Raw genomic sequence first — 16,376 nt, 5'->3', positions numbered from 1 at the left:
TAAACTACACTATAAAACAACTTTTTCTAGGCAATGCTAAACTTTTTGACAAAGATAGAACAGTTATTACAAAACATATTAATAAAATTCTAAAAGAAAGAAAACTATATAGTATGTGCAAATTTTGTACATACTGCCGCTGATGGTAAAACATACCAAGTAGAATACTATAATTTAGATATGATAATATCAGTAGGATATAGGGTAAATTCTAAGAGAGGGATCGCTTTCAGAAAATGGGCTACTAACTTACTTAAAGAATGTCTAATTAAAGGCTATAGTATTAATCTACACTGCTTTTACGAAAGATTGCACAGTAAATTATACTATGATATAATATATAATTACTGTAGCTAAATTAGACGAGATGCCTAAATCTACTAATACGAGAAGCCATTAAAAATTATTTACGTGCACTAAAAGAAGATAGAGAAGATGCAGAAACTGCTTTAGCAAGAAGCAATAATAAAAGTGATAAATTACTTACTTCAGCAGAAGCAACGGAATTCTTAAACAAGACATATGGTTTATAAAGTATATGCTCTATGTCATTCCCGCGAAAGCGGGAATGACATAGAGCCATGCGTGCGAGTTGGTCATAGAAGTGAAATTTATGATTAATTTAAAATGAACTATCGTCATATTTATCATGCAGGCAATTTTGCCGATATAGTCAAACATTTAGTCCTAATTAATATTTTAGAACAGCTCAAAAAACCTTTTGCGGTTTTAGATGCTTTTACTGGGCTAGGTCTTTACGATTTAAACTCGGAGGCGGCTTCTAAAACTCTAGAAAGCGATACGGGAATTAATAAATTACTGCAAGCTACCGATCCTATTTCTCAGCTCTTACAAACTTTTTTAAATATAATAAATATAGCAGGCAAAAGTCACTACCCAGGTTCACCTTTTATAATTAAGCAATTATTAAGACCAAATGATCGCTTAATTGCCTGCGAACTTCATCCAAGCGATTATTTAAGTTTAAAAAAATTATTACCAAATGATACGCATAATATAGATGCTTATAATGCTATCAAAGCTTTGCTACCATTTAAAGAGAATAGAGGATTAATTTTTCTTGATCCGCCTTTTGAAGTAAAAAATGAGTTTCAAAAATTACTTGAAGCACTTAAAAAAATTAAGCTACGAGTTCTTAATAATACTGTCTTAATTTGGTATCCTATAAAAGATTTATCTTTAGTCCGTGATTTTTACCATAATTACAAAAATATCGGATTTAAAGAAACTATGATTATTGAATATGAGCTTTTAAATAGTGATAAAAATATGGTAAAGTGTGGGTTAATGTTAATTAACCCTCCAAATATTAGAGGAGAATTAGAGCAATTAACAGAATATTTAAGTGGCACTCTTAATTTGAAATTTACATACATTTATCTTTAATGTCTTTTAAAAAATATATCTTTTTACTGTTTATAGTTTTTCTTGTTCAAGGTTGTAGCAGTATTAAAAAATCTAGTGATACTACGTTACTTGCTACTACTTCATCTCAATTAAAACAAAAATATAAAATCAGCCATGCGGATTTAGTAGTACAGTATGATTTAACAAACAAAAATAGCAAATGTATATATGCAAAAAACTTAGGTCTAATAATTAATAACCCTAAACAAAATAAGATTTTTTTACACAAATTACATAATAAAAACCCAGCAGAATTTAATAAAGCAGCCGAAATAAAAATAGCTAATATAAAAGCAGTTGTAACAAAACTACATTCAAAATATAAGTTTCTCTCTAAACCGGAAGCTAGCTATTTTGCAAAAAAACAAACTCATAGGAATAATATCTCAGAATTAACCAAGCTTGATAAAATAATTAGTACAATACCACTTATGATGCCGGAATATGAGCCGAAAATTACTAGCCATTACGGAACTAGGACAAGTCCTCATAAAAAGAAAAGAAAAAAGAAATGTTTCCATAGCGGTATTGATTTACAAGCTAAAAAAGCAGCACCGATATATGCGGCAGCAAGCGGAATTGTTATAAAAGCCGCTAGAGCACCTGATTACGGGAATTTTGTTGAGATTAAACATGGACGCAAATTTGTTACGAAATATGCTCATTTAAAAGAAATGTCAGTCAAGGAAGGAAATAAAATTAAGCGTGGTCAATTTATCGGTATACAAGGAAGCACTGGTAATGCAACGGGTGAACATTTGCATTTTGAAATTCTGTTAGATAATAAAGCAATCAATCCGTTTGACTTTATTTGTAACTACCATAAATGTTAAACTATGATCAAACTTTTATATCCTGAATTTTGGCAGAAGCGAAATATTATAGCTTATTTGCTTTTGCCTATAAGCTTGATATATCAATTTTTAGGCTATTTACGAGCTAGTTTAGCACGTCCTATTATGTTGCCTGCTAAAGTTATTTGTGTCGGTAATTGTAGCGTAGGAGGTACGGGTAAGACGCAGATAGTAATGTATCTAGCCAAATTACTAAAAGCTAGAAATGTAAGTTTTGTAATAGTAACTAAGGCTTATGGTAGTAACCTGAAAAGTGCAACTACCATACATCAAGGACATACAGCATTAGAGGTAGGAGATGAGGGGGTAATACTTGCAAAGTACGGAGCAGTTATTGCTACTAAAAATATTAAAGAGATTCTGCCGTTAATTAACGAGCTTAAACCTGATATAATAATAGTTGATGATTTCCTACAAAATCCTTATTTTCATAAAGACTTTACTATAGTCTCAGTAGATAGCCAAAGGCTTTTCGGCAACGGTTTTCTCATTCCTGCCGGTCCTTTAAGACAATATCCAAATAAAGCCCTTGATGCAGCTGATTTAATTTTTTTAGTCAGTAGCCACCAAGATAAAATACCGAAGATTTTAACTCCTTATGTCAATAAGTTAATAAATGCTCAAATAGTTCCTTCAAATAATATAGATAAAACTAAAAATTATTTTGCTTTTAGCGGTATCGGTAATCCTGAGCGTTTCTTTGCGACTTTAAAACATTACGGATTAAATATAACCGGTTACAAAATTTTTCCTGATCATTATAATTATTTACAAGCAGATTTAGAAAATTTATATTCATTAGCTAAAGAGCATAATGCTACCTTAGTTACTACAAGAAAAGATCATGTTAAGTTTAATGATTTAAATAATAATATTGTCTGTCTAGATGTAGAATTATCTATAAACCATCCTGATTTATTAAATGAAAAAATTTTTAAAAAAGCTTAGATATTTAATTGAGTATTTTATCGTTGTTATATTCCTGAAAGTAATAGGAATATTCGGTGTAGATAAAGCGGCGGATATTTGTAGTTTTATAGCAAGAAAAGTCGGTATATTATTGGCTGTTAATAAAATTGCTAGACGAAATATTAAAGTAGTATTCGGTTATATGTGTGATGTTGACAAAATCATAGATCAAACTTGGGATAATTTTGGTAGGTTTATCGGTGAATTTACATATGTTAGCAAGATGGATGAAGCCGAGTTAGAGCGTAGAATCGCAATAATCGGCATAGAAAATATTAAAAAACTTGAAGGACAACCTTTTTTATTATTTAGCGGTCACTTTGCCAATTGGGATATTAGTATTAAGATTCTTCATAAATTTTATCCGAAAGTTGCCGTAATTTATCGTAAAGCAAATAACCCATATATTAACAAGTTGGTTAATGCAAGTCGTGCCGGTGATAAATTAAGACTTATACCGAAAGGTCCTGAAGGTAGCAGAGCTTTAGTCAGGGCTATCAAGGAGAGTGAATCTATTGTTATGCTTGTTGATCAAAAAATGAACGATGGAATTGAAGTGCCTTTTTTAGGGCATCCTGCTATGACTGCAAGCGCCATCGCTAAAATTGCTTTGCAGTATAAATATCCAATTATACCTTGCCAAATCATTAGAACTAAAGGCAGTTATTTTAAAGTAATAGTTCATCCGCAATTAAAGTTGGAGCAAACCGGTGATAATAAAGCCGATTGCTATAATATTATGCTTAATATTAATCAAATGCTAGGAGAATGGGTTAAGCAAAATCCTGCTCAATGGTTTTGGTTTCACAATAGATGGAAGCAATGAAACGTCATTGCGAGCAGCCGTAGGCTGCGTGGCAATCTCGTCAAATATCCTGAGATTGCTTCGTCAATTGCTATGCAATTTCCTCGCAATGACAAAAAAATGAGCCACGGTATGACATTTTAAGAAAGCATAGTCCGTAATTTCTCAAGTACTTCTTGAGCGTGATTTTTAGCATTTACCGACCGCCAAATATGCTTAACTATGCCTTCCTTATCAAGTAAAAACGTAGCTCTATCAATACCCATATATTTTTTACCGAACATTGATTTTTCTATCCATACCCCTAATTGTTCGCATAAATTTGAATTTGCATCAGAGGCTAAATCAAATCCTAAACTATATTTTTCTTTAAATTTATCATGAGAGTCAAGCTTATCTTTGGATACTCCGATAATTACCGTATTAAGTTTATCGAATTCCGGTTTTAGCTTGTTAAAATCTTGTGCTTCAATAGTACATCCAGGTGTATCGTCTTTCGGGTAAAAATATAATATTACGAATTTTCCTTTTAAATCCGATAGTTTAATTACGTTATCTTGACCTATGTGTAAAGATAAATCGGGAAGTTTTTTTTCTAGTTCTAATGTCATAACACCCTCAAATTTTTGATACAATAACTATATATTCAATATGTACTTTTTAAAATTGCTTTTTATAATTATATTATTTATGATACCGGTATATAATACTTAAGTTTAATTTTTATTAACTATTTCAATAAAGAAAGAGGTTTTATAAGAACTATAAGTGAAGCACTTGAAGCATTACATTAAAATCTTAAGGACTCTGCTAAAATTATTACTGTCGATTTTAATAAAAAATGTCATGAAGTAGCAGATAAATTATCCATCAAAATTAATGATTTAGAGGCATATGCTAAGGATAGTAAAGACCATTCTTTAGAAACTATAAAAGCGCAATATAAAAATTTAACGAAAGAGTTACAGGATTATCAGAAAATTAAAGATGATAAAGTGGAAGAATATAGATAGACGCTTGTGAAAAAACTTGATGATTTAAGTAAGAAAGTTGAACAATATAATAATAAACATAAATAATTGGAGAATATAATGAAAAAATTTTTAATAACCTTAGGTGCTACCGCTACTTTATTATTAACACCTAGTATTTTTGCAGATTTGCCTACCAAGGATGAAACAAAAGCAAATGAAGTACAAACTGCAGAAGTAGCTACAAGCAGTACAAAAACAATTACCGAAAACTTACAGGAATTAAAAGACCATTTAACAAACCTAGCACAAACAGGAGCCGATAAATTTAATCAGACCTTAAGCAATACTTATGATCAGATAGCCCAAAGCGTTACAGAGATAAAAAAGAATGTGAAAGATCAGAAAGATAAACAAGGTGAAGAACTGCAAAAATCTATAGATGCTGTAAAAGCAAAAATGGAAGCTTATAAAAAAGCAGGAAGCAAGAAGCAAGAAAAAATACGTCAGCACCTAGTGGATAAATTAGAAGAGCTAAATAAAAATATTAACGCATATAATAACGATGCAGAAAAAGCAAATTCGTAATTTTTTAACGTCATTGCGAGGCGATGCGTAGCATCGACGCGGCAATCTCATAAAGTGGATCAACTTCTGAGATTGCTTCGTCGCAACTTATAGTTTTTCCTCGCAATGACTGCAGACAATACACCCTTAAAAACCGGTATTATTTATGACTATTACCAAAGCAAAAATTGCAGCTATGTTAAGCTCTAAATTGGGTTTTTCAAATCATTTATGCGAGGAAATAGTTCATACGGTTTTTTCTAATATTTTAGAAATAGCAAAAGCGCAAAAATTAACTTTAAAGAATTTTGGTAGCTTTGAGGTGAAACAAAAAAATCCACGTCCCGGAATAAATTTTCATACCAAAGCACTGGTAATTATAGAATCAAAAAAGCATTTACGTTTTGTCCCTTCTTCTAAATTAAAAGCTTTAATTAATGAATCTACTCGATGAACTTCGTTATAATTTGTTGGTTTGTTGTATGTCTCGGAAAATGCTTTTTATGTCATTCCCGCGAAAGCAGGAATCCAGTAAAACCTATAAAAAACTTGTTTTTTTAGGTTTATTGTGTCAATAATGTGTATCAATATTAAGGTTATTTTGGGGACTCCCGCCTACGCGGGAATGACATAAAACGAGCCATGCAACAAAATCTGTATTCGGAGTATATGACAAACAATAAGCTAACAAAAAAATATTATTCTGCTAGTGAAGTGATTAAGCATTTAAATATTGCTTTACATCAATTAAGATATCTAGAGACAAAAAGCCCTGATTTATCTAATTATAAAATAAATAATAGAAAATATTATACTGCTAATGATATTGATCTACTCCAAAAATCTTTAAATAAAGATATTACATCTCTTTCTACCGCTAGAATCGATATATTACTTACCAATTTCCATAATTTGTCTCTTCAAATAAAAAAAATTCTTGCCGATTCCTCAATGACGTGCGTATAGTACTTGTCATATCACGTTTTAAAGCAAAGAACATATTATGACAATAAGACAAATGGTAAAGCCAGTAATTATAGGTATATCTGGTCCTGAATTAACCGATGCCGAAAGAGAATTATTTGAAGAGCATAATCCTTTAGGTGTAGTTTTATTCCGTCGTAATATTAGAAAGAATGATAACGGTGCGCAGGCTAAAGAAGCCCTTATTAAGCTTATTGCAGATATAAAAGAAGTATTAGGGGAAAATACTATCATCTCTATAGATCAAGAAGGCGGTAGGGTACAAAGGCTTATAGCACCGACTTTTTATGACGCTCCGGCTGCTCAAACTTTTACTGATCCCCAAGCATGTAAACAAAATTATAGTGATATTGCGAAAGAGCTGAGAGAAGTAGGCATTAATCTAGATTTTGCACCGGTAGCGGATTTGCTCCACGAAGGAGCAGACAAGATAGTCGGCGATAGAAGTTTCGGTGGGGAGCCGGAAGTAGTCGTGCCTTTATGTTTAGCTGCTATAGACGGATTACAAGAAGAGAAAGTCGGGGCTTGTATAAAACATATTCCGGGCCATGGTAGAGCTACGGTGGATAGCCATAAAAAATTACCGATTGTCGATGTTGATATAGAAGAGTTAGCAAAAACAGACTTTAAAGTATTTAAGGAGCTCGCGAAGCACGATAATATTAAACTTGCTATGACGGCACATATAATTTATAAAGCTCTTGATCCTGAGAATCCTGCCACCCTATCAAAAAAAGTGATAGACTATATTAAAAATAATATCGGCTTTAAAGGGCTTATTATTTCCGATGCAATAGATATGAAAGCTTTAAGCGGTAGTATGGCAGATATGACCAAAGACGTTTTAGATGCAGGCGTAGATATAGTACTTGAATGTACCGGAGAATTTAACAAAATGTCTGAAGTTCTATGTAGTGTTTCGGAAAGTTCTATAGATAAATTTTCTGACTTGTTTATTGCGTAATGCTATTATTCATTTAATGTCATACCGCGGCTCGACCGCGGTATCTTAGGACACAGTCTGTGATGTAAGATCCCATGGTCATAAAGCCACGGGATGACAACGGAACTGCACAACGGCAGGTATTTAGCCGTACAATGGCTATTAAGGAACTTATCCAATTAATCTAAGTTAAAATTAATTAAACAATTATATTGAAAAAATTTATTTTTACTATTAATCTGTTTTTTAATTTTTAGTTAAAGAATTAATTTTATAAATAAGCTATAGGTAATCTTTACTAAGAATAGAGATATAGAGAATTTTAGGTAGCAGGAGGGGATTTGATTTGTGATATTATTAATCTGCTTAAAGAAGATTTAAATAAAGCAGATATAGAAAATGAGATATATATGCGTCTTATTTAAAAAAGATGAAAAGGAAAGAAGTGCCGATTGATGCATTGAAAGACTTAATTGCATGTAGGATTATAGTTAAATCTAAAGCTCTATGCTATAATGCTTTGGACATAGTTAAGAGTTCTCCGCATTTAGATTGGTTATACACCAAAGATTATATCAATAGACCAAAAAGTAACGGCTATCAGTCTCTTCATAATATAATGCAGCTTTTACACTCTAAACGTAATTTTGAAATACAGATAAGAAGTGAAAATATGCATAAAGATGCCGAGCTTGGTAGAGCAGCTCATTTAAATTATAAAGAAGAACAAGACCGTCATTTGCAAAAAGTTTTTGACATTACTAATGACACGATACTTTCTAAAGCACGTCAAATGGTGAAACAATTTGAAGGATTCGAAGAGCAAATTGTAGAATATGAAAAAGAAATTATGCGTATTTGGCATACTAAATACGACGAAATGCTAAAATGGGCAAATACTGCTGAAGTGCTAATATTTAACAAAGATTAGGGGGATAATTAGTTCGTCATCCCGTGACTTGACCATGGGAGCCAGTGCTTGGTGTCATACTGCGAGCTTGTAGCGGTATCCATCTAAAAAAATCAAAAATGTGTACTGATTAAGTTATTTTTTTGGATCCCGCGGTCAAGCCACGGGATGACACTGATAAGGCATAACACCAATGTGGTAAAAATATAACATTTATTAAAACTTTATAAAAAAACTATAGCGATGCTTGTAATTATATACAATATATAGTATGCTCAGCTCGTAGTTTAGAAATTATTGAAACAAAATATTAGGTTATTTCCTTATCAAATGTGGGATATCTTGACTCACGTTTGATAAGCTTGTTTTAATACTAGGTACTAAATTTTAACTTAAATATAGGACAAAAATTATGGCTCAAAAACCAAATTTTCTAAAAAAATTAATTTCCGCAGGGTTGGTAACTGCTTCTACAGCTACCATAGTAGCCAGTGTTGCAGGTTCAGCTATGGGTGCTGCTATACAGCAGAATAGAACAACAAACGGTGCTGCTACAACTGTTGATGGTGCGGGATTTGACCAAACTGCCGCTCCTGCAAATGTTGGAGTTGCTCTAAATGCAGTTATTACTGCTAATGCTAATAATGGTATTAATTTAAATACTCCAGCCGGTAGTTTTAACGGTTTGTTTTTAAATACTGCAAACAATTTAGCAGTGACAGTGAGTGAAGATACTACCTTAGGGTTCATCACTAATGCTGTTAATAACGCTAACTCCTTTAACCTTACGCTTAATGCCGATAAAACTCTTACTATAACAGGTCAAGGTATTACTAATGCACAAGCTGCTGCTACAAAAAATGCTCAAAATGTTGTTGTACAATTTAATAATGGTGCTGCTATTGACAATAATGATCTTAAAGGTGTAGGAAGAATAGACTTCGGTGCTCCGGCTTCTACATTAGTATTTAATTTAGCAAATCCTACAACTCAAAAAGCTCCTCTTATACTTGGAGATAATGCTGTAATAGGTAATGGTGTTAACGGTACATTAAATGTTACTAATGGGTTTATTCAAGTTTCAAATAAAAGTTTTGCTACTGTTAAGGCAATTAATATCGGTGACGGTCAAGGTATCATATTCAATACTGATGCTAATAATGCTAATACTTTAAATTTACAAGCAGGTGGTACTACTATTAATTTTAATGGAACAGACGGTACGGGTAGATTAGTATTATTAAGTAAGAATGCTGCTGCTACCAACTTTAACGTTACAGGAAGTTTAGGCGGTAATCTAAAAGGTATTATCGAATTTAACACTGTTGCAGTAGACGGTCAACTTATAGCTAATGCAGGCCCTGCTAATGCAGTAATAGGTACTAATAATGGCGCAGGTAGAGCTGCAGGATTTGTTGTTAGCGTAGATAATGGTAAGGCAGCAACAATCGATGGACAAGTTTATGCTAAAGACATGGTTATACAAAGTGCTAATGCAGCTGGGCAAGTAAATTTTAGACACATAGTTGACGTTGGTACAGACGGTACTACTGCCTTTAAAACAGCAGCTTCTAAAGTTACAATAACCCAAGACTCAAACTTTGGTAATACTGATTTCGGTAATCTTGCAGCACAGATTAAAGTTCCTAATGCTATAACCCTTACCGGTAATTTTACAGGTGATGCTAGCAATCCCGGTAACACTGCAGGTGTGATAACCTTTGATGCTAACGGTACTTTAGAAAGTGCTAGTGCAGATGCAAATGTTGCGGTGACAAATAATATTACAGCAATTGAAGCATCAGGTGCCGGAGTTGTCCAATTATCAGGAACACATGCTGCCGAGTTACGTTTAGGAAATGCCGGTTCTATCTTTAAACTTGCTGACGGTACAGTTATAAACGGTAAAGTTAACCAAACTGCTCTTATCGGCGGTGCTCTTGCAGCCGGTACTATTACCTTAGACGGTAGTGCTACAATTACCGGCGATATAGGGAACGCTGGCGGTGCTGCTGCGTTACAACGCATTACTTTAGCTAACGATGCTAAAAAAACATTAACACTTGGTGGAGCAAATATTATCGGTGCTAATGGTGGAACGATTGATTTGCAAGCTAACGGTGGTACTATTAAATTAACAAGCACTGAAAATAATATTGTAGTTGATTTTGATTTAGCTATAGCTACTGATCAAACAGGCGTTGTTGATGCGAGTAGCCTAACAAATGCTCAAACTTTAACTATTAACGGTAAAATCGGTACTATTGGAGCTAATAATAAAACTCTTGGACAATTTGATATTGGCTCAAGTAAAACAGCTTTAAGTAACGGTAATGTTGCTATTAACGAGTTAGTTATTGGAAATGACGGTGCAGTACAATTCGCTCATGATACTTATTTAATAACAAGAACTACAAATGCTGCCGGTCAAGGTAAAATAATATTTAATCCTGTTGTAAATAATAATACAACTCTTGCAGCCGGTACAAATTTAGGTAGTCCTACAAATCCACTTGCAGAAATTAATTTTGGATCTAAAGGGGTTAATGTTGATACTGTATTAAATGTTGGTAAAGGTGTAAATTTATATGCTACTAATATTACTACTACCGATGCTAACGTAGGTTCTTTCGTCTTTAATGCCGGTGGAACAAATATAGTAAGCGGTACAGTCGGTGGACAGCAAGGTAATAAGTTTAATACTGTAGCATTAGATAACGGTACTACTGTTAAGTTCTTAGGTAATGCAACATTTAACGGTAACACTACAATTGCAGCTAATTCTACCTTACAAATCGGTGGTAACTATACTGCAGACTGTGTTGCATCTGCCGATGGTACCGGTATAGTAGAATTCGTTAACACCGGTCCTATTACCGTAACATTAAACAAACAAGCTGCACCTGTTAATGCTTTAAAACAAATAACGGTTTCTGGTCCCGGTAACGTAGTGATTAATGAGATAGGTAATGCAGGTAATTATCATGGTGCCGTGACTGATACGATTGCTTTTGAAAATTCAAGTTTAGGTGCAGTTGTATTCTTACCTAGAGGCATTCCATTCAATGATGCAGGCAACATAATTCCTTTAACAATTAAAAGTACCGTAGGTAATAAAACAGCTAAAGGTTTTGATGTTCCTAGCGTGGTTGTTTTAGGTGTTGATAGTGTCATCGCTGACGGTCAAGTAATCGGTGATCAAAATAATATCGTAGATCTAGGTCTTGGAAGCGATAACGGCATAATCGTTAATGCTACTACATTATATGCAGGTATCAGTACTCTAAACAATAATCAAGGTACTGTCACACTTAGCGGTGGTGTTCCTAATACCCCTGGTACAGTTTATGGCTTAGGCAGAGGTATTGGCGCTTTAAAGTTCAAGCAAGTAACGTTTACTACAGACTATAACAACTTAGGTAATATTATTGCAACTAACGCAACAATTAATGACGGTGTAACTGTTACTACAGGCGGTATAGCCGGAATAGGTTTTGACGGTAAAATTACTCTGGGAAGTGTTAACGGTAACGGTAATGTAAGATTTGCTGACGGTATATTGTCTAATTTTACAAGTATGATTGGTACTACTAAAGCTAATAATGGTACTGTAACTTATTTAGGTAATGCATTCGTCGGTAATATAGGTGATTCAGATACTCCTGTAGCTTCTGTTAGATTTACAGGTAGTGATAGTGGTGCAGGATTACAAGGAAATATTTATTCACAAGTCATAGACTTTGGTACTTATAACTTAGGTATTTTAAATTCTAATATCATTTTAGGCGGCGGTACTACTGCTATTAACGGTAAAATCGATCTTGTTACAAATACTTTAACATTTGCAAGTGGTACTTCAACATGGGGAAACAATACTTCTATTGAAACTACTTTAACATTAGCAAACGGTAATATAGGTCACATCGTTATCTTGGAAGGTGCGCAAGTTAATACAACAACAACCACAGGAACTACAACCATTAAAGTACAAGATAATGCCAATGCAAATTTCAGTGGTACACAAACTTATACTTTAATCCAAGGTGGTGCTAGATTTAACGGTACTTTAGGAGGTCCCAACTTTGCTGTAACCGGAAGTAATCGTTTCGTAAATTACGGTTTAATACGTGCTGCTAACCAAGATTATGTAATAACACGTACTAACAATGCAGAAAACGTAGTTACTAATGATATCGCAAATAGTCCGTTTGGAGGTGCACCGGGTGTAGGTCAGAACGTTACAACATTTGTAAATGCAACTAATACTGCAGCATATAATAATCTTCTTTTAGCTAAAAATAGTGCTAATTCTGCTAACTTTGTTGGAGCTATCGTTACCGATACAAGTGCGGCCATAACTAATGTACAATTAGATTTAGCTAAAGATATCCAAGCTCAACTTGGTAACAGATTAGGTGTTCTTAGATATTTAGGTACTCCTGAAACTGCTGAAATGGCTGGACCTGAAGCTGGAGCAATACCGGCTGCGGTTGCTGCAGGTGATGAGGCTGTTGATAATGTAGCTTACGGTATATGGGCAAAACCTTTCTATACTGATGCACATCAAAGTAAGAAAGGTGGTTTAGCTGGTTATAAAGCTAAAACCACCGGTGTCGTAATCGGTTTAGATACACTAGCTAACGATAACTTAATGATCGGTGCTGCTATCGGTATCACTAAAACTGATATAAAACATCAAGATTATAAGAAAGGTGATAAAACCGACGTTAACGGTTTCTCATTCTCTCTATATGGTGCCCAGCAGCTTGTTAAGAACTTCTTTGCTCAAGGTAGTGCAATATTTAGCTTAAACCAAGTGAAGAACAAAAGTCAGCGTTACGTCTTCGATACTAACGGTAATATGAGCAAGCAAATTGCTGCCGGTCATTACGATAACATGACATTCGGTGGTAACTTAACAGTCGGTTATGATTACAATGCAATGCAAGGTGTATTAGTAACTCCAATGGCAGGACTTAGCTACTTAAAGTCTTCTGACGAAAACTACAAAGAAACCGGTACAACAGTTGCAAACAAGCAAGTTAACAGCAAATTTAGCGATAGAACCGATTTAATAGTAGGTGCTAAAGTAGCCGGTAGTACTATGAACATAACTGATCTTGCGGTATATCCAGAAGTTCACGCTTTTGTGGTTCACAAAGTAACCGGTAGATTATCTAAAACTCAGTCTGTATTAGACGGACAAGTTACTCCGTGTATCAGCCAGCCTGACAGAACCACTAAAACATCTTATAATTTAGGTTTAAGTGCAAGCATAAGATCTGATGCTAAGATGGAGTACGGAATCGGTTACGATGCTCAGATTGCAAGTAAATATACTGCACATCAAGGTACTCTAAAAGTCCGTGTAAACTTCTAATCACTCCCGATTAGCAAGTTTATAAGTTCCTCAAGAAAAAAGCCCTCTTTGAACAAAGGGGGCTTTGTTTGTTCTTTCTTCCCGCCTACATGCCTTGTTGCATGGCTCAAAACCTATTACATCCCCGCGTAGAGGCAGGGATCCAGAAAAAAGCGAGATAAATCGAGCTTTTAATTTTACAAACTTATTGTGTATAATCTTTAAATTACTGGAGTCCCGCTTTCGTGGGAAGGACATAAACGAGCCATACAACAACCCTCCGCCTATTCGAGAATGACATCACCTACTTTTCCCCCGTGCAATACCTTCACTAACCTTAAATTTTATTGACTTCTAGTCGAAAAGATATAAAGTTTTACAGCTAAGAATTTAAAATTAATAAATATTATGAAAAAAATATATATTAGTGATTATTATACTTCTAATAAGCGGAAGTATATTTGCTCACAGTCAAATATCCAATTTAGTTGTACCGGTTAGCTATTTTATAAATCATGTATCCCAATTGGAAAAACTAAAGGAAAATCTTAATAAATATAAGCAATCTAGTGTAGTAGGGGTAAGCAGTATGGGTAAAACTCAGCTTGCTAGAATGTACGCTTATGCAAATCAAGATAACTATAACATAATTTGGTTGATTGATTGTAATCTAAATATAGAGCCGCAATTACTCAAATTATCTAAAACTATTAATACCGAGGTAAAATCACCGGTGATTTCAGAAGATATGGCAGTGATGAAGAAAGATTTAATGGTTTATTTAGTAAGTAAAGATAAATGGTTATTGGTGTTTGAGAATTTAAAAATAGGCGAGAATAAGAAAATAGAGGATTTTATTAATTGGGAGTATAAAGGTAATATTATATTTTGTACCCAAGACGATGAATTATTATCTAACATAGTCAAAGCAAACGCTTTCACTAAGCCGGAAGCTGCATTACTTGCAAAAAATATATTGGAAAATAAAAATCTGGAATTAATAAATTGTGTGACTCAAGCATTTGGAGGTTATCCGATTCTCATAGTTCAAGGAGCACAAATATTAAATCAAATACAAGGTTTAAACTTAGAGAAATACAAGAAAAAGATAAAAGCCTCTAAGGATAAAATTGAGCTAAATATAAAACTTGTTAGCGATGAATTAAAGCCTAGTGCCAAGAGATTACTAGATGGGATAGCATTGCTTAATAATCAAAGTGTTTCAAAAGAATTATTAAATTCTATTACTGAAGATAAGCATAGTCTAGATGATGATATTTATCAGTTTTCTCAATTTGCTTTGATCTCTAATATTGAACCTAATGAAGTTAATCCGATATTTGAAATGCATGATGGAAAAAATATTACAAATAAATAGAGATAAAGGAAATAAAGAATATCTTAAACGTAGTGTTACTAATCTTTTAAATTCTATACCTAAAAGTTTAGTAAAGGGGCATATTTTTAGAAATGCTAAAACTATACCGGATTAATGACAAAAAATGCAGAAAAATACGATATATCAATATATAAAATTTTAGAGTTATAAATTTATTAATACAATATGCTAATTCTTCCGATTTATATAACTCAAAAAATTAGTAAATTGGTGTGATAAAAACGATCAAAAAGGTAAATTTAAATTATGGACAATGAATAATGAAGAAAAATTTGCTTATGTTGCATATTTAGGATGCATAAGGGTGGTATTATAGAACTTGGTCAAATCCTAAAAAAGCAATTGAATAGATACGACAGCTAAGCAGGTATTTGATGAAGTGAAAGTATATGATTCCATAAAATGTAATGTAGTTTTCGTTTCGGCTATATCCAATATTCAGCTAGGAAATCTAGAAGAAGCAGAAAAAAATATCTAAATGATGGAAGATATGTTCAATCAAAATCTAGTAGATCAAACTGACATAGCAACTATATATTATGCAAAAGCTAAATTTTTAATATCTAAGGTAAAAATTATGAAGCATGAAGAAGAATTGACGATACTATAAATGCTTGTATCGAAAACGGGATGAAACCTCAAGATTTATTTCTTACCGGTTCATATCTCATTAAATTAGATGTATTAAATAATCTTAAGAAACATCAGGCAGCTCTTTCTTTATTAGAATAAGTATATGATATGAATAAGTCGAGTAAAAAAGAGGCAAATCAAGTATTGGGACGAATTTTTACCCAAAAATCAAGAGCAAAACTAGATTGAGGTGATGTTACCGAAGCTCTAGAATAAAAAAGCTAAAGCAATTTTTCTTAATGATCCAACTAGACCTAACAAAGAGATTAGTATATCACCGGATATAGATTTGGCAAAAACGTTTGTTGCTGAAGGGGATGCACTAGTGTTACTTAATCACAATGAGGAGGCGGTAGATGCTTATGCTACTGCTGAAAATATATATTGGAATAATTATAAAGAAAATATGAAAAATGTGTATGAAATAAGTAATATGTATTTTGCAGAGTTGTACTTTACCTAAGAAATTGTGGTATGAAAAATTCCGTAATAATCAGATAGAACAATTCGGTGCTGATCATCCGAATAGTATTAAAATTTTAAACCTTAAATGT

General features: G+C 33.2%; 16 protein-coding genes and 1 pseudogene. 15 read left to right on the top strand and 2 right to left on the bottom strand.

Going from position 1 to position 16,376, the window contains the following annotated elements:
- The first annotated feature begins 108 nt into the window (after window positions 1-108).
- The gene (rhuM, locus tag ACHBLB_RS01020; RefSeq protein ID WP_081498230.1) at window positions 109-357 is read left to right on the top strand and encodes a RhuM family protein; all 249 of its coding nucleotides are present in this window, start codon (window positions 109-111) and stop codon (window positions 355-357) included.
- Between the two features lie 46 nt (window positions 358-403).
- On the opposite strand, the gene ACHBLB_RS01015 is transcribed toward rhuM, so the two are convergent.
- Window positions 404-583 carry a hypothetical protein gene (locus ACHBLB_RS01015; protein ID WP_475841994.1) on the bottom strand — a complete coding sequence of 60 codons (180 nt, stop codon included), beginning with the start codon at window positions 581-583 and terminating at the stop codon, window positions 404-406.
- 44 nt (window positions 584-627) lie between these two features.
- On the opposite strand from ACHBLB_RS01015, the gene rlmJ reads away from it, so the two are divergent.
- Genes rlmJ through ACHBLB_RS00995 form a run of 4 tightly spaced genes read left to right on the top strand, consistent with a single transcriptional unit; the run spans window position 628 to window position 4,077 of the window.
- A complete protein-coding gene (gene rlmJ / locus ACHBLB_RS01010) occupies window positions 628-1,407 on the top strand; it encodes a 23S rRNA (adenine(2030)-N(6))-methyltransferase RlmJ (RefSeq protein WP_475841992.1) in 780 nt (259 codons plus the stop codon).
- Window positions 1,407-2,261, top strand: coding sequence for a M23 family metallopeptidase (locus tag ACHBLB_RS01005; RefSeq protein WP_475841989.1), 855 nt, complete (start codon window positions 1,407-1,409; stop codon window positions 2,259-2,261). The genes rlmJ and ACHBLB_RS01005 overlap by 1 nt, the downstream gene beginning before the upstream one ends.
- 3 nt (window positions 2,262-2,264) lie before the next feature.
- Window positions 2,265-3,230, top strand: coding sequence for a tetraacyldisaccharide 4'-kinase (gene lpxK, locus ACHBLB_RS01000; RefSeq protein WP_475841987.1), 966 nt, complete (start codon window positions 2,265-2,267; stop codon window positions 3,228-3,230).
- Entirely contained in the window at window positions 3,205-4,077 is an 873-nt protein-coding gene (locus ACHBLB_RS00995; protein ID WP_475841985.1) for a lipid A biosynthesis lauroyl acyltransferase, read from the top strand. The genes lpxK and ACHBLB_RS00995 overlap by 26 nt, the downstream gene beginning before the upstream one ends.
- 119 nt (window positions 4,078-4,196) lie before the next feature.
- Here ACHBLB_RS00995 and bcp read toward each other — a convergent pair whose 3' ends face one another.
- On the bottom strand, window positions 4,197-4,667 hold the full coding sequence (gene bcp, locus ACHBLB_RS00990; protein ID WP_475841983.1) for a thioredoxin-dependent thiol peroxidase: 471 nt from the start codon (window positions 4,665-4,667) through the stop codon (window positions 4,197-4,199).
- A 480-nt stretch (window positions 4,668-5,147) separates the two neighbouring features.
- On the opposite strand from bcp, the gene ACHBLB_RS00985 reads away from it, so the two are divergent.
- The 10 genes and pseudogenes from ACHBLB_RS00985 to ACHBLB_RS00940 all read left to right on the top strand — a co-directional run bounded on the left by ACHBLB_RS00985 (window position 5,148) and on the right by ACHBLB_RS00940 (window position 16,285).
- Entirely contained in the window at window positions 5,148-5,615 is a 468-nt protein-coding gene (locus tag ACHBLB_RS00985; RefSeq protein ID WP_475841981.1) for a hypothetical protein, read from the top strand.
- 145 nt (window positions 5,616-5,760) lie between these two features.
- Window positions 5,761-6,048 (top strand): HU family DNA-binding protein, encoded by a 288-nt coding sequence (locus tag ACHBLB_RS00980; protein WP_012151223.1) that lies wholly within the window; start codon window positions 5,761-5,763, stop codon window positions 6,046-6,048.
- 215 nt (window positions 6,049-6,263) lie between these two features.
- Window positions 6,264-6,560, top strand: coding sequence for a MerR family transcriptional regulator (locus tag ACHBLB_RS00975; protein WP_014364966.1), 297 nt, complete (start codon window positions 6,264-6,266; stop codon window positions 6,558-6,560).
- Between the two features lie 37 nt (window positions 6,561-6,597).
- Entirely contained in the window at window positions 6,598-7,542 is a 945-nt protein-coding gene (gene nagZ, locus ACHBLB_RS00970) for a beta-N-acetylhexosaminidase (RefSeq protein WP_475841978.1), read from the top strand.
- Window positions 7,543-7,862: 320 nt separating this feature from the next.
- Window positions 7,863-8,452: pseudogene (locus ACHBLB_RS00965) on the top strand (bifunctional (p)ppGpp synthetase/guanosine-3',5'-bis(diphosphate) 3'-pyrophosphohydrolase).
- 391 nt (window positions 8,453-8,843) lie between these two features.
- Complete coding sequence (gene ompB / locus ACHBLB_RS00960; RefSeq protein ID WP_475841976.1) at window positions 8,844-13,811, top strand: outer membrane protein OmpB; 4,968 nt, start codon at window positions 8,844-8,846, stop codon at window positions 13,809-13,811.
- Window positions 13,812-14,316: 505 nt separating this feature from the next.
- The gene (locus tag ACHBLB_RS00955) at window positions 14,317-15,168 is read left to right on the top strand and encodes a hypothetical protein (RefSeq protein WP_475841974.1); all 852 of its coding nucleotides are present in this window, start codon (window positions 14,317-14,319) and stop codon (window positions 15,166-15,168) included.
- A complete protein-coding gene (locus ACHBLB_RS00950; protein ID WP_475841971.1) occupies window positions 15,140-15,283 on the top strand; it encodes a hypothetical protein in 144 nt (47 codons plus the stop codon). The genes ACHBLB_RS00955 and ACHBLB_RS00950 overlap by 29 nt, the downstream gene beginning before the upstream one ends.
- Before the next feature lie 384 nt (window positions 15,284-15,667).
- The gene (locus ACHBLB_RS00945; RefSeq protein WP_475841969.1) at window positions 15,668-15,799 is read left to right on the top strand and encodes a hypothetical protein; all 132 of its coding nucleotides are present in this window, start codon (window positions 15,668-15,670) and stop codon (window positions 15,797-15,799) included.
- 312 nt (window positions 15,800-16,111) lie between these two features.
- A complete protein-coding gene (locus ACHBLB_RS00940) occupies window positions 16,112-16,285 on the top strand; it encodes a hypothetical protein (RefSeq protein ID WP_475841966.1) in 174 nt (57 codons plus the stop codon).
- The last annotated feature ends 91 nt before the right edge of the window (window positions 16,286-16,376 follow it).

The organism is Rickettsia lanei (assembly GCF_056242675.1).
This window is presented reverse-complemented; position numbering and strand designations above follow the sequence as displayed.